This is a genomic window from Pseudomonas sp. FR229a (assembly GCF_030209115.1).
GTDB classification, from domain to species: domain Bacteria; phylum Pseudomonadota; class Gammaproteobacteria; order Pseudomonadales; family Pseudomonadaceae; genus Aquipseudomonas; species Aquipseudomonas moraviensis_A.
In genome coordinates this window covers 35,421-60,957 of record NZ_JARVSP010000026.1, presented here as the reverse complement: position 1 = coordinate 60,957, position 25,537 = coordinate 35,421, and the positions used below count along the sequence as shown (strand labels likewise).

Annotated in this window: 24 protein-coding genes; 10 read left to right on the top strand and 14 right to left on the bottom strand. The window is 60.2% G+C overall.

Annotated elements, in window-relative coordinates:
• Positions 1-326: 326 nt before the first annotated feature.
• A complete protein-coding gene (locus tag QRN33_RS21845; RefSeq protein ID WP_065617493.1) occupies positions 327-1,193 on the top strand; it encodes a carboxylate/amino acid/amine transporter in 867 nt (288 codons plus the stop codon).
• A 107-nt stretch (positions 1,194-1,300) separates the two neighbouring features.
• Here QRN33_RS21845 and QRN33_RS21840 read toward each other — a convergent pair whose 3' ends face one another.
• Positions 1,301-2,599, bottom strand: coding sequence for a mechanosensitive ion channel family protein (locus QRN33_RS21840; RefSeq protein WP_042607459.1), 1,299 nt, complete (start codon positions 2,597-2,599; stop codon positions 1,301-1,303).
• Positions 2,600-2,790: 191 nt separating this feature from the next.
• On the opposite strand from QRN33_RS21840, the gene QRN33_RS21835 reads away from it, so the two are divergent.
• Positions 2,791-4,131 carry a DEAD/DEAH box helicase gene (locus tag QRN33_RS21835; RefSeq protein ID WP_039761006.1) on the top strand — a complete coding sequence of 447 codons (1,341 nt, stop codon included), beginning with the start codon at positions 2,791-2,793 and terminating at the stop codon, positions 4,129-4,131.
• A 51-nt stretch (positions 4,132-4,182) separates the two neighbouring features.
• On the opposite strand, the gene QRN33_RS21830 is transcribed toward QRN33_RS21835, so the two are convergent.
• Positions 4,183-4,458, bottom strand: coding sequence for a hypothetical protein (locus tag QRN33_RS21830; RefSeq protein WP_042607461.1), 276 nt, complete (start codon positions 4,456-4,458; stop codon positions 4,183-4,185).
• Between the two features lie 89 nt (positions 4,459-4,547).
• The gene (locus QRN33_RS21825) at positions 4,548-5,282 is read right to left on the bottom strand and encodes a DUF899 domain-containing protein (RefSeq protein WP_285410059.1); all 735 of its coding nucleotides are present in this window, start codon (positions 5,280-5,282) and stop codon (positions 4,548-4,550) included.
• Between the two features lie 174 nt (positions 5,283-5,456).
• Between QRN33_RS21825 and QRN33_RS21820 the strand changes: the two genes are divergently transcribed.
• Positions 5,457-5,849 carry a transcriptional regulator gene (locus QRN33_RS21820; protein ID WP_065617438.1) on the top strand — a complete coding sequence of 131 codons (393 nt, stop codon included), beginning with the start codon at positions 5,457-5,459 and terminating at the stop codon, positions 5,847-5,849.
• A 122-nt stretch (positions 5,850-5,971) separates the two neighbouring features.
• Here QRN33_RS21820 and QRN33_RS21815 read toward each other — a convergent pair whose 3' ends face one another.
• The 3 genes from QRN33_RS21815 to QRN33_RS21805 form a co-directional block, all read right to left on the bottom strand.
• Complete coding sequence (locus QRN33_RS21815) at positions 5,972-6,841, bottom strand: DUF6279 family lipoprotein (protein WP_042607464.1); 870 nt, start codon at positions 6,839-6,841, stop codon at positions 5,972-5,974.
• A gap of 77 nt (positions 6,842-6,918) precedes the next feature.
• Positions 6,919-7,635 carry a TorF family putative porin gene (locus tag QRN33_RS21810; protein ID WP_064362498.1) on the bottom strand — a complete coding sequence of 239 codons (717 nt, stop codon included), beginning with the start codon at positions 7,633-7,635 and terminating at the stop codon, positions 6,919-6,921.
• 203 nt (positions 7,636-7,838) lie between these two features.
• On the bottom strand, positions 7,839-8,027 hold the full coding sequence (locus QRN33_RS21805) for a PFL_1563 family small protein (protein WP_016985943.1): 189 nt from the start codon (positions 8,025-8,027) through the stop codon (positions 7,839-7,841).
• Positions 8,028-8,366: 339 nt separating this feature from the next.
• Between QRN33_RS21805 and QRN33_RS21800 the strand changes: the two genes are divergently transcribed.
• The 3 genes from QRN33_RS21800 (at position 8,367) to QRN33_RS21790 (ending at position 10,927) form a co-directional block, all read left to right on the top strand.
• Complete coding sequence (locus tag QRN33_RS21800) at positions 8,367-9,203, top strand: CvfB family protein (RefSeq protein WP_016771157.1); 837 nt, start codon at positions 8,367-8,369, stop codon at positions 9,201-9,203.
• 109 nt (positions 9,204-9,312) lie between these two features.
• The gene (locus tag QRN33_RS21795; protein WP_285410055.1) at positions 9,313-9,705 is read left to right on the top strand and encodes a DUF2177 family protein; all 393 of its coding nucleotides are present in this window, start codon (positions 9,313-9,315) and stop codon (positions 9,703-9,705) included.
• Positions 9,706-9,997: 292 nt separating this feature from the next.
• Complete coding sequence (locus QRN33_RS21790; protein ID WP_123417969.1) at positions 9,998-10,927, top strand: DMT family transporter; 930 nt, start codon at positions 9,998-10,000, stop codon at positions 10,925-10,927.
• Here QRN33_RS21790 and QRN33_RS21785 read toward each other — a convergent pair.
• On the bottom strand, positions 10,875-12,056 hold the full coding sequence (locus QRN33_RS21785) for an MFS transporter (RefSeq protein WP_285410052.1): 1,182 nt from the start codon (positions 12,054-12,056) through the stop codon (positions 10,875-10,877). The genes QRN33_RS21790 and QRN33_RS21785 overlap by 53 nt on opposite strands.
• 104 nt (positions 12,057-12,160) lie before the next feature.
• Here QRN33_RS21785 and ptrR point away from each other — a divergent pair, with 104 nt between their 5' ends.
• Positions 12,161-13,054: a putrescine utilization regulator PtrR gene (gene ptrR / locus QRN33_RS21780; protein ID WP_116658756.1), complete on the top strand. Its 894-nt coding sequence runs from the start codon at positions 12,161-12,163 to the stop codon at positions 13,052-13,054.
• A 142-nt stretch (positions 13,055-13,196) separates the two neighbouring features.
• Entirely contained in the window at positions 13,197-13,325 is a 129-nt protein-coding gene (locus tag QRN33_RS21775; protein WP_003184145.1) for a PA1414 family protein, read from the top strand.
• Positions 13,326-13,485: 160 nt separating this feature from the next.
• On the opposite strand, the gene QRN33_RS21770 is transcribed toward QRN33_RS21775, so the two are convergent.
• From QRN33_RS21770 to speB, 4 genes are all read right to left on the bottom strand, one after another.
• Complete coding sequence (locus QRN33_RS21770; protein WP_285410050.1) at positions 13,486-14,865, bottom strand: sodium:solute symporter family protein; 1,380 nt, start codon at positions 14,863-14,865, stop codon at positions 13,486-13,488.
• A gap of 156 nt (positions 14,866-15,021) precedes the next feature.
• Entirely contained in the window at positions 15,022-16,524 is a 1,503-nt protein-coding gene (locus QRN33_RS21765; protein WP_285410048.1) for a purine-cytosine permease family protein, read from the bottom strand.
• Between the two features lie 51 nt (positions 16,525-16,575).
• Positions 16,576-16,998 (bottom strand): YybH family protein, encoded by a 423-nt coding sequence (locus QRN33_RS21760; RefSeq protein WP_064362486.1) that lies wholly within the window; start codon positions 16,996-16,998, stop codon positions 16,576-16,578.
• 10 nt (positions 16,999-17,008) lie between these two features.
• A complete protein-coding gene (gene speB / locus QRN33_RS21755; RefSeq protein ID WP_042607473.1) occupies positions 17,009-17,959 on the bottom strand; it encodes an agmatinase in 951 nt (316 codons plus the stop codon).
• A gap of 395 nt (positions 17,960-18,354) precedes the next feature.
• Here speB and QRN33_RS21750 point away from each other — a divergent pair, with 395 nt between their 5' ends.
• Both QRN33_RS21750 and QRN33_RS21745 read left to right on the top strand, forming a co-directional pair.
• A complete protein-coding gene (locus QRN33_RS21750; protein WP_007956593.1) occupies positions 18,355-19,248 on the top strand; it encodes a LysR family transcriptional regulator in 894 nt (297 codons plus the stop codon).
• A gap of 6 nt (positions 19,249-19,254) precedes the next feature.
• Entirely contained in the window at positions 19,255-19,851 is a 597-nt protein-coding gene (locus QRN33_RS21745; RefSeq protein WP_285410045.1) for a tRNA-uridine aminocarboxypropyltransferase, read from the top strand.
• 159 nt (positions 19,852-20,010) lie between these two features.
• On the opposite strand, the gene QRN33_RS21740 is transcribed toward QRN33_RS21745, so the two are convergent.
• From QRN33_RS21740 to QRN33_RS21730, 3 genes are all read right to left on the bottom strand, one after another.
• Positions 20,011-21,372 carry an HlyD family type I secretion periplasmic adaptor subunit gene (locus tag QRN33_RS21740; RefSeq protein WP_064362482.1) on the bottom strand — a complete coding sequence of 454 codons (1,362 nt, stop codon included), beginning with the start codon at positions 21,370-21,372 and terminating at the stop codon, positions 20,011-20,013.
• Positions 21,373-21,542: 170 nt separating this feature from the next.
• On the bottom strand, positions 21,543-23,702 hold the full coding sequence (locus QRN33_RS21735) for a type I secretion system permease/ATPase (RefSeq protein ID WP_285410042.1): 2,160 nt from the start codon (positions 23,700-23,702) through the stop codon (positions 21,543-21,545).
• Positions 23,703-23,913: 211 nt separating this feature from the next.
• Entirely contained in the window at positions 23,914-25,272 is a 1,359-nt protein-coding gene (locus tag QRN33_RS21730) for a TolC family outer membrane protein (RefSeq protein WP_039761048.1), read from the bottom strand.
• Between the last annotated feature and the right edge of the window lie 265 nt (positions 25,273-25,537).

Genomic DNA, 25,537 nt, shown 5'->3' with positions numbered 1-25,537 from the left:
TATGGGCGTAGATTACCGCCCTTTAGGAGTGTCCAGAATCATTAAGCCAGATCAGCTCGATATGCCACGTCGGCGTTTCTCGACCAAACCCCTCGGTCAGTCCCCTCTCCCTCTGGGAGAGGGCCAGGGTGAGGGGCTTTTGATTTTTTCAGGCCTGAGTTCGATTCGGTATCCCAAGTCGGCGCAGCTAGCCCAAACACCTCGGTCAGTCCCCTCTCCCTCTGGGAGAGGGCTAGGGTGAGGGGCTTTTGATTCCGGCGCCGTTTACTGTTGGAGCCCATCCGAAAAACCGCTATCGTCGCCGCCATTCGATTTTCGAGGCGAGCATGGGCTATCTACTTTTTGTCACGCTGATCCAGGCGTTTTCCTTCAGTTTGATCGGCGAGTACCTGGCCGGGCATGTCGACAGTTACTTTGCGGTGCTGGTCCGTGTGGTGTTGGCCGGGCTGGTGTTTATTCCGTTGACGCGCTGGCGTTCGGTGGAGCCGGCGTTCATGCGGGGCATGTTGCTGATCGGCGCGTTGCAGTTTGGCGTGACTTACGTCTGCCTGTACCTGAGTTTCCGTGTGCTGACGGTTCCGGAGGTGTTGCTGTTCACCATTCTCACGCCGCTGCATGTGACGCTGATCGAAGACGCTCTGAACCGTCGCTTCAACCCATGGGCGCTGATTGCCGCGCTGGTGGCAGTCGGCGGTGCGGCGGTGATTCGTTTCGACAGCATCAGTCCGGACTTCTTCATGGGCTTCCTGCTGCTACAACTGGCCAACTTCACCTACGCCGCCGGGCAGGTCCTGTACAAGCATCTGGTGGCGAGGCACCCGAGTGATCTGCCGCATTACCGGCGCTTCGGTTATTTCTACCTCGGCGCATTGGCGGTGGTGCTGCCGGCGTTTCTGTTGTTCGGCAAATCGAACTTTCTCCCGGAAGCACCGCTGCAATGGGCGGTGTTGCTGTTTCTCGGGCTGGTGTCGACGGCGCTGGGCTTGTACTGGTGGAACAAGGGCGCGTGCATGGTCAACGGCGGGACGCTGGCGGTGATGAACAATCTGCATGTACCGGTAGGGTTGTTGTTGAATTTGCTGATCTGGAATCAGCATGAGGAACTGGGGAGATTGTTCCTCGGCGGCAGTGTGATTCTGATGGCGGTGTGGATTAGCCGGTTGGGTATTCGCAAATCCCAGGCCACTGCATAACCCATGTAGGAGTGAGCCTGCTCGCGATAGCAATTGTTCAGTCGACATCGAGTTGTCTGGACTGGCGCTATCGCGAGCAGGCTCACTCCTACAGTTGGATTCGTGGGTTACATCAGGTGTTTTTCCGGCTCCGGAATATTCGCCGTGCCCAACACCGCCGGCAGCAACCCCGCGCGCAAATCCCCGCCACTTGGCTGTTGATACAGACTCAAGCCAAACTCCGGCAGCACCGCCAGCAGATAATCGAAAATATCCCCCTGAATCCGCTCGTAATCGGCCCACACCGTGGTGCGGGTGAAGCAGTAGATTTCCAGTGGAATGCCTTGGGCGGTGGTCTGCATCTGCCTGACCATGCAGGTCATGTTCGGCTGAATCTCCGGGTGACTTTTCAGATACGCCAAAGCGTAGGCGCGAAAGGTGCCGATATTGGTCATCCGGCGGCGGTTGGCCGACATTGCGGCGACATTGCCCTGCGCTTCGTTCCAGGCCTTGAGCTCGGCTTTCTTGCGGCCCATGTAGTCGGTCAGCAGGTGCACTTGCGAAAGCTTTTCTTCCTCGTCGTCGCGGATGAAGCGCACGCCGCTGGCGTCGATGAACAGGCTGCGCTTGATCCGCCTGCCGCCGGACTGCTGCATGCCGCGCCAGTTCTTGAACGACTCGGACATCAAACGCCAGGTCGGGATCGAGACGATGGTTTTGTCGAAGTTCTGCACTTTGACCGTGTGCAACGTGATGTCGACCACGTCGCCATCGGCGCCGACTTGCGGCATCTCGATCCAGTCGCCAACCCGCAGCATGTCGTTGCTGGTCAGCTGCACACTGGCGACGAATGACAGCAGGGTGTCCTTGTAGACCAACAGGATCACCGCCGACATCGCACCCAGGCCCGAGAGCAGCAACAGCGGCGAACGGTCGATCAGGGTGGCGACGATGATGATCGCGCCGAACACGTACAAGACCATCTTCGCCAGCTGCACGTAGCCTTTGATCGAGCGCGTGCGCGCATGCTCGGTGCGCGCGTAGATGTCGAGCAAGGCATTGAGCAGGGCGCTGACCGAGAGCAGCAGGAAGAGGATGGTGAAGGCCAGCGCGACGTTGCCGAGAAAATTCATCGCGGTCTTGCTCAGTTCCGGCACCAGGTGCAGGCCGAACTGGATCACCAGCGACGGCGTCATTTGCGCCAGTCGTTGAAACACCTTGTTGTGGCGCAAGTCGTTGATCCAGTGCAGCGCCGGTTGGCGGCCGAGCATGCGGCTGGCGTGCAGGATCAGGTAACGCGCCACGCGTCCGAGTACCAGCGCGATGACCAGCAGCACCAGCAGTGCCAGTCCCGATTGCAGCAGCGGGTGCTCTTCGAGTGTGCCCCAGAGGTCCTGGGCTTTGAGCCAGAGCTGTTTGATATCCATGAGCGAAACGTTTCTTCTGTAAGACGCGAGGGCCGATTAGAGCATTTAAGACGCTGTGTATTGCAGCGAGTGACAAATCGGGCAACAAAAAAACCACTGATTGTCGGCGTTTGCACAAAGAAACTCGGCCTGAGCGCTCGAAACCGGTAACCTATGCAGCTGTTTTTTTGCATATCTTCGAGGTAGCACCCGTGTTTTCCCAATTCGCCCTGCACGAACGCCTGCTCAAAGCCGTGGCCGAGCTGAAATTTGTCGAGCCAACGCCTGTGCAAGCCGCGGCCATTCCGCTGGCGCTCCAGGGGCGTGATCTGCGGGTGACGGCGCAAACCGGTAGCGGCAAAACCGCCGCTTTCGTTCTGCCAATCCTCAATCGCCTGATCGGCCCGGCGAAGATTCGCGTCAGCATCAAGACGCTGATCCTGCTACCGACCCGTGAACTGGCCCAGCAGACCCTGAAGGAAGTTGAACGCTTCGCGCAGTTCACTTTCATCAAGTCCGGCCTGATCACTGGTGGTGAAGACTTCAAGGTACAGGCCGCAATGCTGCGCAAAGTGCCGGACATCCTCATCGGCACCCCGGGGCGGATGATCGAGCAGCTCAACGCCGGCAACCTCGACCTCAAAGAAGTCGAAGTGCTGGTGCTCGACGAAGCCGACCGCATGCTCGACATGGGTTTCGCCGAAGACGTGCAGCGTCTGGTCGATGAATGCCCGAACCGTCAGCAGACCATGCTGTTCTCCGCCACCACCGGCGGTTCCGGCCTGCGCGAGATGATCGCCAAGGTCCTGAACAACCCGGAGCACTTGCAGCTCAATGCGGTCAGTCAACTGAACTCGACGACTCGTCAGCAAATCATCACCGCCGACCACAATCAGCACAAAGAGCAGATTGTGAACTGGTTGCTGGCCAACGAGACCTACCAGAAGGCCATCGTCTTCACCAATACCCGCGCCATGGCCGATCGCATCTACGGCCGCCTGGTGGCCCAGGAATACAAGGCGTTCGTGCTGCACGGCGAGAAAGACCAGAAGGATCGCAAACTGGCGATCGATCGTCTGAAGCAGGGCGGTGTGAAGATCCTCGTTGCCACTGACGTTGCCGCCCGTGGTCTGGACGTCGACGGTCTGGATCTGGTGATCAACTTCGACATGCCACGCAGCGGTGACGAGTACGTACACCGCATCGGTCGTACCGGCCGTGCCGGCAACGATGGTCTGGCGATCTCGCTGATCTGCCACGGCGACTGGAACCTGATGTCGAGTATCGAGCGCTACCTCAAGCAGAGCTTCGAGCGCCGCACGATCAAGGAAGTCAAAGGCACCTACGGCGGCCCTAAAAAGGTCAAGGCCTCGGGTAAAGCCGTCGGCGTGAAGAAGAAAAAGACCGACGCCAAGGGCGACAAGAAAAAGACCGCCGCCAAGACACCAACCAAGCGCAAGAGCGTCAACCGTCCGAAGCCGGATTCTCTGGTGAGCAGCGACGGCATGGCCCCGCTCAAGCGTCGCAAGCCGGCTGAACCTGCGGCTGAGTAAGCTTTAGAACGCGCATAAAAAAACCGGACATTGTCCGGTTTTTTTTCGTCCTCAACTCTCGGCCTTTTTCTCTGCCGAACCCAGTTCCTTCAAACGCTGGTCGATCAACTGGCACTTGTCGGGCACATCAGCGCTGGCCGTCTCCAGATCCATTTTCTGCAACTCGGCGTTGATCTCCTTGGCTTTTTCCGGATTCTGCTCGGTGAGCTTCGAGACTTCCTTGGCCAGTTGTTCGCGTTTGATCGTCGCCTCTTCTGGCGTACAGGCCCAGACGGGCAGGGCGCAGGCGAGAGTGGCGGCGAGGGAGAGCTTGATCAGGGTCTTCATGGGCAGGCCTCAGTTCCGGTTAAGGCGGGTTAACCGGTTGAGGGCTGAAGCCTGGCAAAAGTTCAGAAACTGTGGGGTCAGCGTTGCGCTCAATCGGCATGACAGCAACTCGCCTTTGTCGCACCGTCATACCGATCATGATGCCGCACCCATTCCATGATCTCGTCCTCGTTCCGGCCTTTGGGCGTCAGATCAAGATAGTGGTAAGCGCCAACCAGCATGTCCAGACCGCGTGCGTATGTGGAATAGGTGTGGAAGATCTCGCCTTGTTCATTGCGATAGAACACGCTCAGCCCCGGCATTTCTTCCTCGGCGCTGTCGGTTTTTTCGTAATTGTAGGTAGCCTTGCCCTCAGCGACATCTTCAGCCCGGGCGCAGACGCCGAAGTCGTAATTGAAATCGCAACCTTCTGACGAGACCCAGTCGAATGTCCAGCCCATGCGCTGTTTGAATGCCTGAAACTCGTCGAAAGGCGCGTGGGAAACGGCGACTACCGCGACATCGTGGTGGGCCAGATGCTGATTGGCGCCGTCGATGTGATCGCTGAGGAACGAGCAGCCCTGGCAGCCTTCCTTCCAGCCTTTGGCAAACATGAAGTGGTAGATGATCAACTGACTGTGGTTGCCAAACAGGTCGTTGAGCTTGAGCTCGCCGGTCGGTCCCTGGAAATGATAGTCCTTGTCGATTTTTACCCAGGGCAGGGCACGGCGCTCGGCGCTGAGGCGGTCGCGTTCGCGGGTAAAGGCTTTTTCGTGAGCCAGATGCTGTTGACGGGCGGCGAGCCATTCTTCGCGTGATACCACCGGGTGATTTGCAACGTTCATGACGATGTCTCCTGCGGGATGAGCCGGCTGTTTTGAGACTAGTCGTTCAACGGGCAGGGGAATCGACACACCGCCGGTCGGTCGGCGTGAAAATATGCGGCTGAACGGCTGCGCGGCGCTTGGGTCACAACCTTGAACGCGGCACAAATCACCCGCACCGGAGGTTGAATCAGGATGACGACTTATAACTGGGATTTGATTGAACGTTTGCTGCACGAAGTGCAGAACAGCGCGGGCCACAGCTTCGCTCCCCGCGCTTATGCCGAGGACCATGCGGCCGAGAAAGCCAGCGCCGGCGAGCCGATCGAGAATCTCGATCACCTTAAAACCGTGGCCTGCGATTACGAGAAGCTCCTGCTGGAACGTGGATTCATCGAGCCGCGTGCGGAGCATGAAGGCAGTACCGGCAATAACTTCAGTCTGACACCGCGTGGCTCCAGCCTGCTGAGCCTGATCGACAGCAGCATTCCCGGCAATGACCACCCGCGCCAGGTGCTGGATGAGCAGGAAGATGCGCTGGATGAAGCGACGTTTGATGAAGTCGCCTCAAAAGCCCAAATTGCCTGACTGACCACCGCCCTCCTGTAGGAGTGAGCCTGCTCGCGATAGCGGTCTGTCAGTTGAATATGTGCTGAATGGATAACCGCTATCGCGAGCAGGCTCACTCCTACAGGGGGATGTGTAATGTCTTACGGTTTCTTCGCGGCCTTCAGGCACTTCAGGTCATTGAAATCCTTGCGCACGCCTTCGATCTTTTTCAGCAAGCGCTCACGTTGTTGCGGCGTGCTCTCGGCCATCAAGTCCACAAACAACGAGCGCGCCTGGGCTTCTGTGTTGGCGTAGGCCTTGCGGTAATCCGCTGTCCACAACCGCTCGCGATTGACCAGAAGCGTCTCGATGCGTTGTGGGAATTCCGGACTTTTGCGTTGCGCAACGGCGGCGCTGAACTGTTGCTGCCAATGCGCACGGTTGGCGATCCATTGGGTGTTCTGATCGCCCAAAGCGTTGGTCCAGGCCACCACGCGTTGTTTTTGCGTGTCGCTCAACGGACCCAGCCAATCGTTCAAGCGCTTTTCCATGCGTTCGCCGCGTTCCTTGATCTGCTGGGCCAAGGGTGGTTTCACGTATTCCTGCTGGCGTTTGCGCAAATCCTTGGCAAACGCGTCATTCATTTCCGCCACCTGTTTATCGTCCAGACCCTGCAGCAGTTCGATCGCCGACGGGGTGATCTCCCGGGCGGTTTCGGCGATCGCCTGTTTGGCTTCGGCGGTGCGCTCCTGCAAAGCGGCATCGGTGACCTGGTTGCTTTCGACCATGGCCTGCAAACGGTCCAGCCAGTCCAGGTAACCGGGTAACTGCGTGGTGCAGTGCCAGCTCAGGTGTTCCTTCAGTCGTTCGTTGAACCAGTCTTTCTGCTCGCCGTTCATGTCCACGTAGTCGCCGAGCGACCACGGAATGATTACGTCGAGGTTGCGGTAGGCCAGGCCCACGCGGCTGCAGGCGCCGAGGGCGAGGGTGAAGATCAGCAGGGCGGCAATCTGTTTGAACCAGCGAGACATGGGCAAATCCTTGCGAGAGCCTGGCGTCGGAAATCTGATTCTTATGTGATGCGGGATGCGCGCAGCAGTTCAGCCGATCAATAGAACGTGCGTACGGCCTTGAGCGTGACCAGGCCGTCGCACTCGCTGTTGTGCCCGGAATAGGCCGAGCAATCGCTGCCACTAAGGCTGGAATTGCTGTAGATCAGATCGAGATCGACGCCCATGAACGGCCGCGACAGTTTGACCGACCAATCGGTGAAACTGCTGATGTAGCCTCCGTCCACGGCCACCGGGCTGTTCAATTGGTGAGTGGTGTATTTCATGCTCACGCCAATGCCGAACGGCTGGTTGCCACTGAGATCGGCAAACAAGGTGTTGTTCTGTTTATCCGGGTCGTTGCTTAGAGCGATGCCGAAGCGACTGCCGAGCAGGGTCAGGCCACCAAACAGCTCTTGGCTGTCGAGCGTGTCGACGCGGGGATAGCTGTAGTGAATCATCCCGACTTCATAGCCGAGCACCTGATCGAAAGGTTGCTTGAAGCCGACGTAGGAATCGATCTCGAGGTTTTTGCCCGGCGTGATGCCCATGCTCGGCGCGTACTGGCCGAAATACACGCCGCTGTCGTGGCTCAGATCGAGGCCGCCATGGAACGAGCCGACCGCCGCCGGTTTGACCAGTCCCTGGGCCATGCTGCGGCTGGGCGTGGTGCCGAGCTTGAGATCGAAGTCGCCCAGTTGACCCTGAAAAACCTGCGCGTGCGCGGTCGCGCCTGAGAGCAGGCTGACGAACAATAAACAGGGAAATGGGCGCATGCGTCACTCCATGAACCGCGAGCGCAGGGCGAATGCCTGCTGAAACGCTTGATCTAGACGCGTGCAAGGATACCGGCGAATGCTCGGCAATGATGGCCGTTCGTCGATTTTCGGGGATATTTGTTTAAAGCGAAGGGGGGTGGTGCGGTGCCAGTCCAGGCGCTTCGAAGCTCAAAGCGCCTCTGGACGGGGTAAAACCGGTATTACTTCTTGCCCAGGCTGATCTGCTTGGACGGGCCGAACGTCTGGCCACTGACGCCTTTGGCAATTTGCTGGATCTCGCCGCCGGACTTGAGGAACGCTGCGATCTGATCGTTGATCGATTCGCTGGTTTCAACGGCTGGAGCTGGCTTTGCTTTGCTGGTGGATGCTTTTACACGCATGGCGGCCATTAACCTGTAGAAAAGTAACTCGGCCAGGCATCGTACAGGAATAACTTGACAATAGCTTGGTAAATATCCCCGGGAATAACCAGGCTCAGCGCCGCATTAATACCGGGTCGATACTATTAATATGTCGCTAACCCGCTGTTTTAAATAAGAACATCTGCTCAGACCGAGGCAAATGCGCACAGCAGTGAGCCGCCTCGCCGGACTGACGAGCGGCACCTCACGGGGCGGTGATCAAGCAAAATCAACACGTTGAAGCAGATTTCCCGCTGCGAGGATCTGCCGCCCGACGTTCGCGGCAAAAACGGGTAGAATGCCGCCCACGTATTGAGGGTTTCGGAAATGGCTTTAGTCGGGCGTTACAACAGTTTGCAAGTGGTTAAACACACTAACTTCGGTTTATATCTGGACGGCGGTGCCGATGGCGAAATTCTTTTGCCCAACCGTTATATCCCCAAAGATATTCCCAGCGAAGATGAAGACTGGCTCAACGTATTCATCTATCTGGACAGCGAAGACAAACTTCTCGCCACCACGGAAAAACCCAAAGTCCAGGTCGGCGAATTTGCCAGCCTGAAAGTGGTTGAAGTCAACAGCATCGGCGTGTTTCTCGACTGGGGCCTGCCGAAGGATCTGTTGCTGCCGTATTCGGAAGAAAAGCGCCAGATGACCGCTGGCGAATATTGCGTGGTGCATGTCTACCTCGACAAACACACGCGCCGCATTACCGCCACCGCGCGTCTCGATCGTTATCTGGACAAGACCCCGGCCACCTACAGCCCGGGCCAGGAAGTGGATCTGCTGGTTGCCGAGGCCACCGACATGGGCTTCAAGGCGATCATCAACAACAAGCACTGGGGCTTGATCCACAAGAACGAGATCTTCAAGTTCATGCGTTCAGGCATGCGCGAGAAAGGCTTCATCAAGGAAGTGCGCGCCGACGGCAAGATCAGCCTGAGCCTGCAACCGGTTGGCCAGGAAGCCGCCAGCAGCCTGAGCTCGAAGATCCTCGGCAAGTTGCGCGAAAACGACGGCACCCTGGCGGTCAGCGACAAGAGTGATCCGGCGTTGATCAGCAGCCTGTTCGGCGTCAGCAAAGGCAACTTCAAGAAAGCCATCGGCTCGCTGTACAAGGAAGGCAAGATCGTCATCCACGCCGATCGCATTGAACTAACCTGACTCACCGCAGGCCCATGGTAGGAGCTGCCGAAGGCTCGGGCCGCGTTCGGACGATCTTTTGATCTTGATCTTGAAAATCGGCGGCTCCCACATCTAAAGGGGTGAGCCAATGAAAAAGGCGCTGATCGCATACGTCTCGACGCTACTGACGTTTCTGCTGCTCGACGGTATCTGGCTCGGGCTGTTGATGGCGCCGACCTATCGCGAACTGCTCGGTTCGCTGATGCTGGAAAAACCGCTGCTGTTCCCCGCAGCGGTTTTTTATGGCCTGTACGTGATCGGCTGCGTGGTATTCGCGGTGTTGCCGGCGCTGCGCTGGCAGCGAGCGGCGAAGCTCGGTGCGCTGCTGGGGCTAGTGGCCTATGGCACTTATGACCTGACCAACTGGGCGACCTTGCGCGGCTGGTCGGCGCAGGTGAGTTTGCTGGATTGGGCGTGGGGCACAGTGGCGACGGCGGTTGCCTGCACGGTGGGTTATCTGGTGGCGAAGCGATTCGCCTGACTGATCCAAAAGCTTTATCGCCAGTGCTGACCTCTTCGCGAGCAGGCTCACTCCTACATGTTCACCGAACCCTCTTCGCGAGCAGGCTCGCTCCCACATGTTCACCGAACCCTCTGTGGGAGCGAGCCTGCTCGCGAATGACGGCGCAGCCGTCAACCATTCAGCGCTGACGTCACTGACCAACTGAATGTCTTTTCCAGACGCCTTTCTCTGCTCATCTGGTTGATAATCCCCGACACTGTTTTCTGACCAATGGATGGCCTGCCATGTTGTGTGTGTTCGAGGTGTTGCGGTGAGTGCCGAGCGGCGCAATGCCGACGGTTTTGCCCTGCAAGTGATGATCGGCCTGTGCCTGATCTGGGGTGTCCAGCAAGTCCTGATCAAGTGGGCGGCAACGGACATCGCGCCGGTCATGCAAGCGGCGGGGCGCTCGGGAATTTCCGCGTTGCTGGTCGGCTTGCTGATCTGCTGGAAGGGCGGTTGGGATCAGGTCCCCAGTACTTGGCGCGGCGGGCTGCTGGCCGGTGCCCTGTTTGGTCTGGAGTTCCTGTTCATCGCCGAGGGCCTGCAACTGACCACTGCCGCGCACATGTCGGTGTTCCTCTATACCGCGCCGATCTTCACCGCACTCGGCGTGCATTTCCTCCTCGCCAGCGAGCGCCTGCGCCCATTGCAGTGGTTGGGGATTCTGCTGGCTTTCATCGGCATCGCGATTGCCTTCGCCGGCGGTGTGTCGTGGGACAACCTCGACCGCCGCATGCTCCTGGGCGATGCCTTCGGCGTGCTCGCGGGCGCCTGTTGGGGCGCGACCACTGTAGTGGTGCGTGCCTCGCGATTGTCGGAAGCGCCGGTAACGTTGACGCTGTTTTATCAATTGCTGGTCGGTTTCATCGGCCTGCTGCTGATCGCGCTGTTCAGCGGCCAGATCACCCACGTCAGCCTGACCACCGTGGCGGTAGCCAGCGTGCTGTTCCAGGGCTTGGTGGTGTCGTTCTTCAGCTATCTGGTGTGGTTCTGGCTGCTGCGTCGTTATCTGGCGGCCAACCTGGCGGTGTTCTCGTTCATGACGCCGTTGTTCGGCGTGACCTTCGGCGTGCTGTTGCTCGGTGAAGCGTTGAGCCTGAACTTCGTCATCGGCGCCGTGCTGGTGCTGCTCGGCATCACTTTTGTCAGCGCCGAGCAGTGGCTGCGTCGGCGTTTGCGCAAGGCGCTGGGCCAGTAGCTTTTACCTGCATCGCCAGCGCGCCTGCCACCAACAGGCCTGCGCCGGCGATCAGCAGCGCCGGTTGCAAACCGCCGCTGAAATGGCTGCTCAGCGCCGCCAGCAACGGGCCGCTGAGCTGGCCGACGGCGAAGCACGCCGTGAGCATTCCAGCATTGCGTTGAGTGGCGTGGGGTGCCAGTTCCCGCGAGCGCTGCATCACCAGTTGCATGCAGGCCAGAAACGGCGTGCCGCAGAGGATCACCCCCAACGCCAGGCCGAGGCCGCTGCCGAGCAGACAGGCGAACACGCCGGCCGCTTGCAGCCACAACGTCGCCATCAGCCAGTGCCGCGTGGTCTCGGGATCATGCCGACGCAGGCTCACCAGCCACACACCGAGCGCCGCGCCGAGGCCGAAGCACGGCCAGAACAGATCCGCCTGCCACTGGCCATGAAACTGCGCGTTGGCCATCTGCGCCAGAAACGTCGCCGGAATGATGTAGCCGATGCCGTAGAGCGCATACACCAGTGCCAGTCGGCCAATTCCTCGGTTCGCTGATGTCGCAGGGGCGATCGCCGTCTCCTTTATCGCCGCGGGCTGCGGCAACAACCGCCAGACGCCAAGCATCATCAGCAATGCGGCGGCTGCGTAAATCAGCCACAGCGTCGCCGATGTCTGCTGCAACCGATGTGAGACCAGTGCCAGCAATCCTGTGAGAAAAATCCCCAGACCCGGCCCTGCGAAAACCAGAGCGCCCCAGCGCGGACGACCTGCTGCCGCCGCCAGCGGCTGGCTGAGCGAAGTGATCATTACCACCACCCAGGCACTCGCCACCCCGGTACCAAAGCGCAGCAGCAGGTGTGACCAAAAACCGTTGGCCCAGAAAGACGCCAGTGTCAGCAGCACGCACAGCCACAGCCCGCCATGCAGCCGTCGCTGCACCTGTCGAGGACGCTGGGCGAACATCGCATCAAGTGCGCCGAGCAGATAGCCGAGATAGTTGGCGGCTGCGATCAGGCCGGCGGCGGTGAGGTCGATCTGCCCTTCGCTGAGCAGGTGCGGCATCTGGGGCGTCAGGGCGAAACGGCCGATGCCCATGGCCAGCATCAGGGCGACCAAGCAGGCAGATAAACGTATCAACGGCGACATGGTCGGGCTTCCGTCTGAGGAACAATGACCGTCAGGCTAGGACTGATTGACTTTCTTTAAAATTGAATAATAGTGAGTAACTTGTTCTGTTCAGGAGAAAGCAGGTGGAATTCAGTCAGTTGCGGATTTTTCAGGCAGTCGCCGAAGAAGGCTCGATCACCCGCGCTGCCGAGCGCCTGCATCGCGTGCCATCGAACCTGTCGACGCGGCTGAAACAGCTCGAAGAGCAGTTGGGTGTCGAATTGTTCGTCCGCGAGCGGCAGCGCCTGCAGTTGTCGCCGGCGGGCAAGGTTTTGCTCGACTACACCGGCAAACTGTTTGCCCTGCGCGATCAGGCCAGCGCGGCGGTGATGGGCGGGCAACCGGCCGGTGACTTCGTGCTGGGCACCATGTACAGCACGGCGGCGATCCACCTGCCGGCGTTGCTGGCGCGTTATCACAAGCAGTACCCGATGGTGAATTTGCAGGTGCAATCGGCGCCGACCGGCGAATTGCTCGAAGGCTTGCTCACCGGCCGCCTCGACGCGGCATTGGTTGACGGGCCGCTGGAATTGGCGGGGCTAGATGGCGTGCCGCTGTGCGAGGAACGCTTGGTGCTGATCACCGAAATCGACCATCCACCGGTGCGCAGTGCGCGGGACGTAGAAGGGCGTGCGGTGTTCACCTTCCGTCAGGGCTGCTCCTACCGCATGCGCCTGGAGGCGTGGTTTTCTCACTACCATGCGGCGATGGGCCGGCCGATGGAAATCGAGTCGTATCAGGGCATGCTCGCCTGTGTGATCGCCGGCAGCGGTGTGGCACTGATGGCCGAGTCGATGCTCGCCAGCCTGCCGGGCCGCGAAAGCGTCGCCGTGCATCCGCTGGCCGAGCCGTTCGCGGGTGCGACAACGTGGCTCATGTGGCGCAAGGGCATGGCCGGGGCCAACCTGAACGCCTGGATCGACGTGCAGCAAGCGGTCTATCCCGTGGCTTTGAATGAAGTGCGTGAAACAGCGTGAACCAATCGCCGCGGATCCTGTTCAATTCAGTAACAGATCATTGCGGATTTGGCCGAGCATTGCGTAGGACTTCGGACTATTATCAGTGCGAAGCGGCCTCAGAATTCCGGCCGCTCAGCACCACCCTGAAGGGGGCATGACGATGAAAGAGAAAATCCAGAACTGGCTGCACGATTTGGGAGTTGCCCTCGGTTTGATCGAACCGCCTCTGCAACCGGTACCGATTCGCACGGACGACGAACAGCGTCGGCGCCAGCCACGTCGGCGTTAATACCTCCGATCAGAGATTTCAAGATCGCAGCCGTCGGCGGTTTCTACAAAAGTAGAAGCTGCCGAAGGCTGCGATCTTTTGCTTTTCGCCAGGCGAAAAAAACGGCCATGGCCACCGACGCCATACCCGCTGAAGAAAACATCAAAGCGTTACCACCGATTCACACCGCAGTTGCTACCACTGCCGGGCGACGGGACATCAGGCTGACCACGACAAAACTCACCAGACCCACAGCCAGGCTGTAGTAAATCGGCGTGTTGGCATCCAGACCATCCTTGAACATGAATAGCAGCGCCGTGGCAAAGCCCAGGCCCATGCTGGCGATCGCGCCGGCGGTGGTTGCACGTTTCCAGAAAATCGCCCCGATCAGCGGAATCAGCATGCCACCGACCAACAGGTTGTAGGCGAGGGTGAGGGCGCTGATCACGTCATTCACCACCAGCGCGATTCCCAAAACCATTACGCCAGTCAGTAGAGTGAACAAGCGGTTCACGCCCAGGCTCGACTGTTTGCCGCCACGCAGTTTCGGCAGCAGGTCTTCGGTCAGGGTCGTGGCTGCGGCGAGCAGGCCGGCGCTGGCGGTGGACATCATCGCCGCCAGTGCAGCAGCGATCACCAGACCACGGATGCCATCGGGTAGCGACAGTTTGACGATGGCCGCAAAGGCATTGTTGACGTTGTCCAGATCCGGAATCAGCACGTGCGCGGCCATGCCGATCAACGCGCAGGCCAGGCCGTAAACGATGCAATAGATGCCGGCGATGCTGCCGGCGTATTGCGCGACTTTTGCAGTCTTGACGGTGAACACCCGTTGCCAGATGTCCTGACCGATGAGGATGCCGAAGAAGTAGATCATGAAGTAGGTGATGATCGTGTCCCAGCCGATCGTGGTGAAGTTGAACGCGGTGGCCGGCAGTTTCAGCACCAGTTCGTCCCAGCCGCCGACGCGGTACAGGCAGATCGGCAACAGGATGAACATCAGGCCGACAGTCTTGATGATGAACTGGACGATGTCGGTGAGGGTCAGCGACCACATGCCGCCGATCGCCGAATAGATCACCACTACGCCGCCGCCGAGCAATACCGAAATCCAGAACGGCAGGCCGAACAACACTTGCAGCACGGTGCCGATGGCGAGGATCGAGGTCACGCCGATCATCAGCGCGTAGGCCAGCATGATCGCCGCGCTAGCCGAGCGGGCCATCGGGTTGTAGCGCTTTTCCAGGACCTGGGTGACGGTGTAGATCTTCAGTTTCAGCAGCGGCTTGGCGAGGAACAGATTCAGCGCAACGATGCCGCAGCCCAGTGCCGCACAAAGCCAGAAACCGGAAATCCCATGCACGTAGCCCAGACGCACGGTGCCGACGGTCGACGCACCGCCCAGCACGGTGGCGGCCATGGTGCCCATGTACAGACTCGGGCCGAGGTTGCGCCCGGCAACGAGAAAGTCCTCGTTGGTCTTGGCCTTGCGCATGCCGAAGTAGCCGAGCAAGAGCATGCCGGCGGCGTAGATGAGGACGACGAATAAATCCAAAGCCATGATGGCGTGTCTCCGATTGTCTTTTTTATATCGAGGCTGAAATCAGTTCCCTTGTAGGAGTGAGCCTGCTCGCGATAGCGGTCTTTCAGTCACATCGATGGCGAATGTGCTGCAGTCATCGCGAGCAGGCTCACTCCTACAGGGTTTTGTGTGTAATCAGGCGGCCTGACGTAGTTCGGGTTTTATGGCGGCTTCGCTGCGCACATCGCTCGGCCCGAACACTTCGCGCGGTTCCGGGAACAGCTTGAGCAGCGTCAGATAAACCACCGAGGCCAGGCCCAACGTCACCGGCAGGCTGATGTCGATGCCGCCGGCCATTTCGCCGAGCGGGCCGACGAACTGACCCGGCAGGTTGACGAAGCACAGGCCAACCAGTGCGCTCGGAATCCACGCGCCCAGACCGCGCCAGTTCCAGCCGTGGTTGAACCAGTAGCGTCCGCCCTGTTCGCCACGGGTGAACACTTGCAGGTCATCCGGGCAGTAGAAGCCGCGCCGCACCAGCAGGCCGATGATCATGATCACCATCCATGGCGTGGTGCAGGTGATGATCAGCACGGCGAAGGTCGACACGCTCTGCACCAGATTCGCCGCAAACCGGCCGATGAAGATGAAGGCGATCGACAGCACGCCGATCAGCAAGGTCGCCTTGACCCGGGAGAGCACGCGCGGGAACACGCTGGACATGTCCAGGCCGGTGCCATACAGCGACGTGGTGCCGGTGGACATGCCGCCGATCACCGCAATCAGGCACACCGGCAGAAAAAACCAGCTCGGCGATACCGCCAGCAAGCCGCCGACGTAGTTGTTCGCAGCGATGTAGTCCGGTGCCTTGATCGCCACGATAGTGGCGGTGGCGAGGCCGAACAGGAACGGGATCAACGTTGCCAGTTGCGCAGCTATCACCGCCAGCATGATCCGGCCTTTCGGTGTTTCACGCGGGATGTAGCGCGACCAGTCGCCGAGGAACGCACCGAAGGAAATCGGGTTGCTCATCGCCACCAGCGCCGCGCCGATGAATGCCGCCCAGAACCCCGCCTGACCGAGCGCCACGCTGCCGGCGTACTGGCTGTCGAAAGCAGGAGCGAAGGCGAAGATGCCGAGCAGGAACAACAGGCTCGCGGCCCACACCGCGATGCGGTTGACCCACAGCATGATGCGGAAACCGTAGATGCACACGGTCAGCACCAGCAGCGCGAACAGACCGTAAGCCAGGCCCAGGGACAGGTCGGTTTCCGGCAAATCGACGAGGCGTTTGGCGCCGCCGACCAGCGCATCGCCGGAGCTCCACACCGACAGCGAGAAGAACGCGATCGCCGTCAGCAACGACAGGAACGAACCGACAATCCGCCCGTGCACGCCGAAGTGTGCACCGGAAGACACGGCATTGTTGGTGCCATTGAGCGGGCCGAACAGGCCCATCGGCGCGAGGATCAGCGCACCGACCAGCACACCCAGGACAATCGCCCAGACGCCGGCCTGAAACGACAGGCCGAACAGCACCGGGAAACTGCCGAGCACAGCGGTGGCGAAGGTATTGGCGCCGCCGAAGATCAAGCGAAACAAGTCGCTGGGTCCGGCGTCGCGCTCATGATTCGGGATCTGTTCGACCCCGTTTGTTTCAATGCTGCTAAGGCTTTTTTCGTTGTTGTTGTTATTCATGATCTGCTCCGATCATCAGGCGCGCTCATCGTGCGTGAGCGTCACCATTGGCTAAGGGGGTGGCAGCCCTTCCGGCATTGCGGACAAATGTTCGTGACAGGCTAGCCATAGGCCTTGTTGTTCTAGGCTCGACGCTTGTTTTCTGAAAACAATCGTCTCGCGCTCCTGGCTGAAGTGTTGCTCCCCTTGCATGCGCAGCTCGGTGGCCACGTCATGGATGAAAACCGCCACGTCACCCTGCAGGCTGACGAAGGCGTTGCTCGAGGTGCATGACAGCACCTCGAAACCGTCCTCGGCACGCCAGCTATCCCACAAGGCCTGATAGGCATCGCGCGATAGCAATGGCTGATCGAGGGTGTAGAAAACGAAACTTGCATCGGCGCTGAACGCGCCGAAATAAGCTTCGCGATCGTTACGGGCGAAGGCGGACACCAGATCGGCGGCCGCTTGCAGAACCTGATCACGTGCGTGCATGACCCGACCCTCAGCGATGAACCACGCCAGGCAGTACGCAGAGCATTTCGTACAGCAGGTTGGCGGCCAGCAGCGAGGTGTTGCCGGTGGTGTCGTAAGCGGGCGAGACTTCTACCAGATCGCAACCGATCAGGTCGAGGCCCTGACAGCCACGGATGATTTCAATCGCCTGAATGGTGGTCAGGCCGCCGATTTCCGGGGTGCCGGTGCCGGGCGCCCAGGCCGGGTCGATGCCATCGATGTCAAAACTCAAATAGACCGGACCGCCGCCGACTTTTTCGCGCACTTCGGCCATCAGTGGCGCCAGCGATTTGTGCCAGCACTCTTCGGCCTGGACCACGCGGAAGCCCTGATCGCGGCTCCAGTTGAAGTCGTCGGCGGTGTAACCCTGTGCACGCAAACCGATCTGCACCACGCGCTCGCAATCGAGCAGACCTTCTTCGACGGCGCGACGGAACGTGGTGCCGTGGGCGATCTTCTCGCCAAACATGTGATCGTTGACGTCAGCGTGGGCATCGATGTGCACCAGGCCAACCTTGCCGTGCTTTTTATGGATCGCGCGCAGGATCGGCAGGGTGATGGTGTGGTCGCCACCCAGTGTCATCGGAACAACGTTGTGCTCGAGAATGTTGTCGTAGGCTTCTTCGATGATGCGCACGGCGTCGAGCAGGTTGAAGGTGTTGATCGCCACGTCTCCGATGTCGGCAACCGACAGCGAGTCGAATGGCGCGGCACCGGTGGCCATGTTGTACGGGCGGATCATCACCGATTCGGTGCGGATGTCGCGCGGCCCGAAACGCGTGCCGGGGCGCAGCGAAGTGCCGATGTCCAGCGGCACGCCAACGAAGGCAGCGTCGAGGCCGGCAGCGGTCGGTACATGGGGAAGTCGGAGCATGGTGGCGATGCCGCCGAAGCGCGGCATTTCGTTGCCGCCCAGTGGTTGGTGAAGAATCTTGTCCACGGGTAGGGCCTCATCGTCGTTGTTTTATTTATGTCGGCGCGCCGTTGAGCACAGGTCGCACGCCGCTGTGGGGCCGATGATGCGAAATGCAGTGGCGGGGAAGAATCGCTACGGGCAAAAACTTAGTTCAGATTTTTCTAAACTAATGGGCGAGGTGGGATTAGACTTTGGCGGGTTCGAATGGTGTGTTCGGCTGGGGATTGTTGCCCTCACCCCAGCCCTCTCCCAGAGGGAGAGGGGGCCGACCGAGTAGTTGGCGGAATCTGCATCGACCTGAAAAATCGAGTCGAACTCAGGATTTGAAAGCCATGGAGATCAGCTCCCTCTCCCTCGGGGAGAGGGCTGGGGTGAGGGGCTTTTCCCACAGAGACACAGCTGCAACACCCGGAGCAGAAATGGCCAACGCTTTACCCGACCTGAAACTCTTGCGCATCTTCGTCAGCGTCGTACGCCATCAGGGTTTCGCCAATGCGCAGCAGGAACTCAATCTCTCGACCTCGGCGATCAGCACCTACATGAGCCAACTCGAGGCCGCGCTCGGTCTGGTGCTGTGCCATCGTGGGCGCGGCGGGTTCAGCCTGACCAGCAAGGGCGAATTGTTCCATCAGGAAACCCTGCGCCTGCTTGCCGAGCTTGAAGGCTTCGAGCAATACGCCGCCGCGCTCAAGGGCGAACTGCGCGGCACGCTCAACCTCGGGGTGATCGACTCGACGGTCAGCGACAAGGCCTTGCCGTTCGCCGAGGCTATCGGCGCCTACAGTCAGGAACACCCGGCGGTGCATTTGCACCTGTCGGTAATGAGTCCCTATGAGTTGCAACTCGGCGTGCAGGACAATCGCCTCGATCTGGCCATCGGCGCGTTTTCCACGCGCATGAGCGGTCTGGTCTACATGCCGTTGTACCGCGAGCAGCACTGGCTGTATTGCAGCAGTCGCCACCCGTTGTTCAACGAGCGCCGCATCCCCGAGCAGGTCATCACCCAGCAACGGATGGTCGGGCGCGGTTACTGGAGTCAGGCGGAACTGGCCCGGCACGGTTTCAAACACAGCGCCGCGACCGTGGAAAGCATGGAAGCGCAACTGATTCTGGTGCTCTCCGGCGCGTACATCGGATATCTGCCGGAACACTACGCGCAGGCCTGGGCCGACAAGGGTGATCTGCGTGTCTTGCTGCCGGCAACTTTCGGTTATCAGGCGCCGTTTTCGATGATCATGCGCCGCGGTCGCAGTCGCGAGCCGCTGATCCAGACTTTCCGTGATTTGCTCAAAGCGCAATTGAATCAGGCGTAATCCATCATGTCCCGACCCCAATGCCCGCGCTGCCTGCGCCCAAAGACCCATTGCCTGTGCCCGTTGATTCCGCACCTCGACAGCCGCACCCGGGTATTGCTGCTGCAGCACCCGAGCGAGGTCAGTCACGCGCTCAATACCGCGCGGTTAGCGGCGCTTGGCCTGAGCAATGCCGAGCTGATTGTCGGTGAAGTGTTCGAGGATTTGCCGACGCTGCTGAACCGGCCGGGTTATCAAACGCGATTGTTGTTTCCGGCTGATGATGCGCAACCGATGCAGGCTTATGGCGAGTCCGATGAACCACTGTTGCTGGTAGTTCCGGATGGAACATGGCGCAAGGCGCGCAAGATGTTGCACCTCAATCCGCTGCTGGCGGCGTTGCCACGGGTGACGTTGGCCGAAGGTGGCGTGTCGCGCTATCGCTTGCGCAAGGCACCGGGGCCGGGGGCGTTATCGACTATCGAGGCGATTGTGCAGGCGTTGGAAACACTTGAAGCGCCAACGACGTTTGCGCCGTTACTCAAGCCGTTTGAGGCGTTGATTGAAGGGCAGATTGCGGCGATGGGGGAGGAAACTTATGAGAGGAACCATGGGCCGCAGTAGGGGGCGCTGTGGCGAGGGAGCTTGCTCCCGCTGGGCTGCGCAGCAGACCCAAGACCCTTCACCTGATTGGGTCAGGCAGACTCCGCCAACAGGTTTTACGACGGCTGCGCCGTCGGGCGGGAGCAAGCGCCCTCGCCACAGGGTTGAGTCGAGCCCGGCTCAGCGCTCCCGCATCGCCTCGGTCCGCGCCTTCAACACCGGTTTGAGCAGGTAGTCCAGTACGCTTTTCTCGCCGGTAATAATGTCCACTGTCGCCACCATCCCCGGGATGATCAGCAGCGGTTTCACATCGCCGCCCAAGTGATTCTTGTCGGTGCGCACCTGAATCAGATAGAAGCTGTTGCCCTTGTCGTCGGTAATCGTATCCGCGCCGATCAGCTCCAGTTTGGCGCTCAGCCCGCCGTAAATCGTGTAGTCGTAGGCACTGAACTTGACCATGGCTTTCTGGCCCGGATGCAGGAACGCGACGTCCTGCGGGCGGACCTTGGCTTCGATCAGCAGGTTGTCTTCCAGCGGCACGATTTCGACCATGTCGCTGCCCGGCTGAACCACGCCGCCAATGGTGTTGACCTTCATCTGCTTGATCACCCCGCGTACCGGCGAGGTCACCGTAGTACGGCTGACGCGGTCGTCGATGGCGATGCTCGAGGCGGTGATTTTCGACAGGTCGGTGCGTTTCTCATTCAGCTCTTTTGCCGCTTCCGAACGGAAGGTTTGCTCGGATTCGTCGATCTTGCTGCGGATCTCGGCGATGGCTGATTCGGCGCGGGGAATCGCCAGCGTGGTGGCGTTCAGCGAACCACGGATCTCCACCGCGCTGCGTCTGAGCCGGAGGATTTCCACCGGTGACACGGCGCCGGTTTTCACCAGCGGTTCGGACATGTTCATCTCTTGTTGCAGCAGCGCCAGGCTCGAGCTGAACTGGCCCTGCTTGGAGCGAAATTCGGCCAGCTCCTGGGTTTTCTGGCGCAGCTGTTCGCTGAGGGTCCGCTGTTCGCTGGCCAAGCGGCGCTGACGCTGTTCGTGCAGCGAGCGCTCGTCCTCGGCAACTTGCGGTGCCTTGGCGATTACTTCGGCAGAAAGCTTGAAGGGGCGTCCCTCGGCCTCTGCTGACAAGCGTTCGACCTGCGCCGTCAGCGCGTAACGGTCGGCTTCGCTTTCACCCTTGTTCGAGCGAAAGCGCGTGTCATCCAGACGCAGCAAGGTGTCACCCTTGCCGACCATCTGACCTTCGCGGACGAAAATCTCGGTGACGATGCCGCCTTCCAGGTTCTGGATCACCTGAACCTTGCTCGACGGAATCGCCTTGCCTTCGCCCATGGTCACTTCTTCGAGCACGGCGAATTTGGCCCAGACCAGTGCGGCGATCAGCAGCGCCGCCGCCAGCCACACGGTGATCCGCGATTTGCGCGGCGAATCCTGCAACGCCGCGCCGGCGGTTTCCGGCATGAACTCGGCTTCGGCGCTTTTGCCGAAACTGTCGAAGTAGCCGCGAGGCTGGTTTTCTGAAGCTGCGGACATGGGGCGGTCCCCCTCTTAAAAGATCGTCAAACTGAGTACTCCGTGGCGAGGGAGCTTGCTCCCGCTTGGGTGCGTAGCGCCCACAAAATCCTTGGGGCTGCTGCGCAACCCAGCGGGAGCAAGCTCGCTCGCCACAGGGGGCGTGTAGATCATGAGTCGAGTAAACGTATCTAAACCGCCGCCGAGCCGACACGGCCCTTGCGCAGTGCATCGATGACCGCTTCTTTCGGGCCGTCAGCCACGACCCGGCCGTTGTCCAGCACCAGCAACCGGTCCACCAGGCTCAGCATCGAGGTGCGATGAGTGACCAGCAGCAGGGTTTTGCCTTGGACCCAGCCATGCAGTTTCTGCCGCAGCGCATCTTCGCTGCTGTTGTCCATGGCGCTGGTGGGTTCGTCGAGCAGCATGATCGGCGGATCGAACAGTAATGCCCGGGCCAGCAACACTGCCTGGCGCTGGCCGCCGGAAAGCAGTTGCCCGCGTTCGCCCACCGGCCGGTCGAAGCCTTGCGGATGTTGCCTGGCCAGTTCGGTGACGCCGGTCAGTTCGGCGACTTCGAGCATGCGTGAATCGCTGATGTAGCGCGCACCCAGGGTCAGGTTGTCGCGCAGGCTGCCGGCCAGCAGCGGCAGGTCGTGGGCGACATAACCGATCTGCTGGCGCAGGTCAGCCACGTCCAGTTGGCGCAGGTCGAGGCCGTCGAGCAGCAACTGGCCTTCTTCCGCTTCGTAGAAGCCCATGACCAACCGCGCCAGGGTACTTTTGCCCGAGCCGCTGCGGCCGATGATGCCGACCCGCTCCCCGGGTTTCAGGCTGAAGCTGACCTCGCTCAGCGCTGGCGCATTCTGGCCGTTGTAATGAAAGGTCACGCCGCTGACATCCAGCGCACCCTGCAACTGCGTGCGCTCCAGTGGCCGTTGTTTGCCGTCGCGTTCCTGCGGCAGGGCCATCAGCGCATCGGTGCTTTTCATGGTCAGTTGCGCTTGCTGGTAACGGGTGATCAGCCCGGCGATCTGGCCGAGCGGGGCGAGCACACGGCTGCCGAGCATGTAGGTGGCGACCAGTGCGCCGACGCTGAGGTTGCCGGCGATGATGCTGTAGACCCCGGCGACAATCGTCGCCATCCCGGAAAACTGCTGAATGAACAGGGTGCCATTGGTGGCCAGCGCCGACAGGTTGCGCGCGTGGCTGTCGAGGCGGGTGAGGGCGCCGTGGGTGCTTTCCCATTTGTGCTGGCGCTCGCTTTCGGCGCCGCAGGCCTTGAGGGTTTCCAGGCCGCCGAGGGTTTCGATCAGCAGCGCCTGACGCTCGGCGCCGAGGCTCAGGCTTTTCTGCACGGTGTCGCGCAGGCGCACCTGAATCGCCATGGCGAAGATGATCGTGATCGGAAACGCCAGCAGCGGAATCACCACCAGCCAGCCGCCGAGCAGGCCGATCACCACCAGCATCAACACCACGAACGGCAAGTCGATCAGGCTGGTCAGAGTCACGGCGGTGAGGAATTCACGCAGGCCCTGAAAGTCATGAATGCTTTGGGCGAATCCGCCGATGGTCGCTGGCCGCGCTTTCATCGACATGCCGGTGATGCGCTCGAACAAAGTGGCCGAGAGGATCACATCGGTTTTTTTCCCGGCGGTGTCGAGCAGGTGTGCACGCACCACGCGCAGCACCAGTTCGAAACCGGTGCCGATCAGCAAGCCGATCGACAGCACCCACAAGGTCGAGGTCGCCTGATTCGGTACCACGCGGTCGTAGGTCTGCATGACGAACAACGGCACCATCAGGCCCAACAGGTTGATCAGGAAACTGGCGAGGATCGCATCGCTGTACAGCCATTTCGACAGTTTCAGGGTGTCGCGAAACCACGCATGCACCCGTGGCACCAGCGGCGCGCGCAGGTCTTCGAGTTCGTGGCGCGGGCGGGCGAACAACGCCTGGCCGCTGTAGTGCTCGTTGAGCTCTTCGCGGCTGACCCATTGCTCGCCGCCATCGGCTTCACTGGGCAGCAGCAGGGCTTTGCCGTCCTCGCCAAACCGGCGCAGCACGGCGGTGCGGCCATCGTTGAGCAGCAACAGGATCGGCAGGTTCAGCGGCGAAATGTCTTTCAAGTCACGCCGTAATAACCGCGCCTGCAACCCGGCCCGCGCCGCCGCACGGGGTAGCAGATCCAGGCTCAGGCGTTGTTTGTTCAACGGCAGCCCGGCACTCAGGCTGGCACGACTGACCGTGGCGCCGTGCAGCTTGCAGAGGATCAGCAGACCGTCGAGTAACGGATCATCGAAGCTCAAGCGCGGATCGACCCCGGTGGCGCCGGGTTCCATGCTGGTCATAGTGATTGCCTCTCCTGAAGACGACTCGATAGCTCTGTGGCGAGGGAGCTTGCTCCCGCTGGGCTGCGCAGCAGCCCGAGACTTCAGTCATGCGCAAAGAATGAGCGCTGCGCACTCAAGCGGGAGCAAGCTCCCTCGCCACAATTGATCGTTTCCACGCTCTGCGTGGGAACGATCAGAGATCGCAGCCTTCGGCAGCTCCTGCGCGGGTCTATTTCAACTCGGGCAGGCGCGCCTGGTTTTTCACTTCGGTGGTGGCAATCGCATCAGCCGGCAGCACTACGCGTTGTTTACTCAGCAGTTGGCCCATGTTCGCCAAGACGCGGTACATCGAGTATTCCTCGGTGTAGCGGATTTCGGTGTAGCGACGGTTGGCGTTGTACAGCTCGTTTTCGCTGTCGAGCAGGTCGAGCAGGGTGCGTTGGCCGAGGCCGAACTGGTCCTGATAAGCGGCGCGTACGCGTTTGGTGGTCTCGGCGTATTCGCGGGCGGTCGGCGTCTGCTTCTTGGCGTTTTCCATGGCGTTCCAGGCCAGACGGATATTCTCGTTGAGCTGACGCAGGGCGTTGTTGCGGATGTCCATCGCCTGGTTGATGTCGTGGGCATTCGCGGCCAGACGTGCCTTGTCGCTGCCGCCACGGAACAGGTTGTAGTTCATCACCACGCCAACCCGCCATTCGTTGTCGTGGCCTTCATCGCCCTGCACGTTGTTGTTGGCGCCGACTGCCGCTTCCGCGTCAAAGCGTGGATAGAACGGCGACTTGGCCACTTCGTACTGGCTCTCGGCGGACTGCACGTCAGCCTGGGCCGATTTCAGGTACGGGTTGTTGTCGACCATGCTCTGCTGCGCTTCACGCAGGTCCGGCGGCAGTTCGCCACGGGTCGAGGCCGGGGTTTCCAGCTCGTCGGGCATGCGTCCGACCACACTGTAGAAATTCGATTCGGCATCGGCCAGATCGACCTCGGCGGTGTCGAGGTTGTTCTGCGCCAGCGCACGACGGGCGACCGATTGATCGGAGTCTGCGGTGCTGCCAATGCCGCGCTCGGTGCGCAGGCCGATCTGATCGTTGACCCGCAAGTGCGCCTGCAGGTTGTTCTTGGCCAGCGTCACCAGCTCACGACGCTTGAGCACTTCGAGGTAGACCTCAATGGTGCGCAGGGCCAGATCCTGTGCGGTGCCTTGCGCGTAATAGGCGCGGGAGTTGGACACGCCCTTGGTGCGCTCGACCTCGTTGGCGGTGTTGAACCCGTCGAAGATCATCTGCCGCAAGCGCAGCTCCGATTGGGTGTAATTGAGAATTTCGGTGTTGTGATTACCGAAGGCGCGGGTGTTGGTGTTGTCGCTGTAGCCGCGACCGTAGGCAGCGTTCAAGTCGACCGACGGATAGAACCCGCCCTTGGCCACTTTCACCTGTTCATCTGCCGACAGGCGAGCGTCCACGCGCGAAGCCAGTTCCGGGTGGGTGGCGATAGTGCTTTGAATCGCCTCGGTGAGGTTCATCGCCTGGGCTTGGGAAGTGCAAGCCATGGCCAGCAAAACCGCGCTGCAGAGGGGGGTTAAAACGCGCATGGGTGCATCTCCCTGGATCTCAATGTTGTGTTACCGTCGCCAAATATTTGACGTAAATTTAGGGTGTAAGCGTTTCACTCTTGTAACAACAGAGCTAAGAACATCCTAGAGCGTAGCTAAGAAAAAATTTTCATAAGGCTTATTCCAAAAAAAACTTATGCGGTTTTTCAAAAGCAGCACATTGTTCAGCTCGAAAGCCTTTGTTTTATGCGCTTTAGGGAGCTCGATAAGGCTTGAGGAAAGTTCCATTCACTTTGCGAGACAC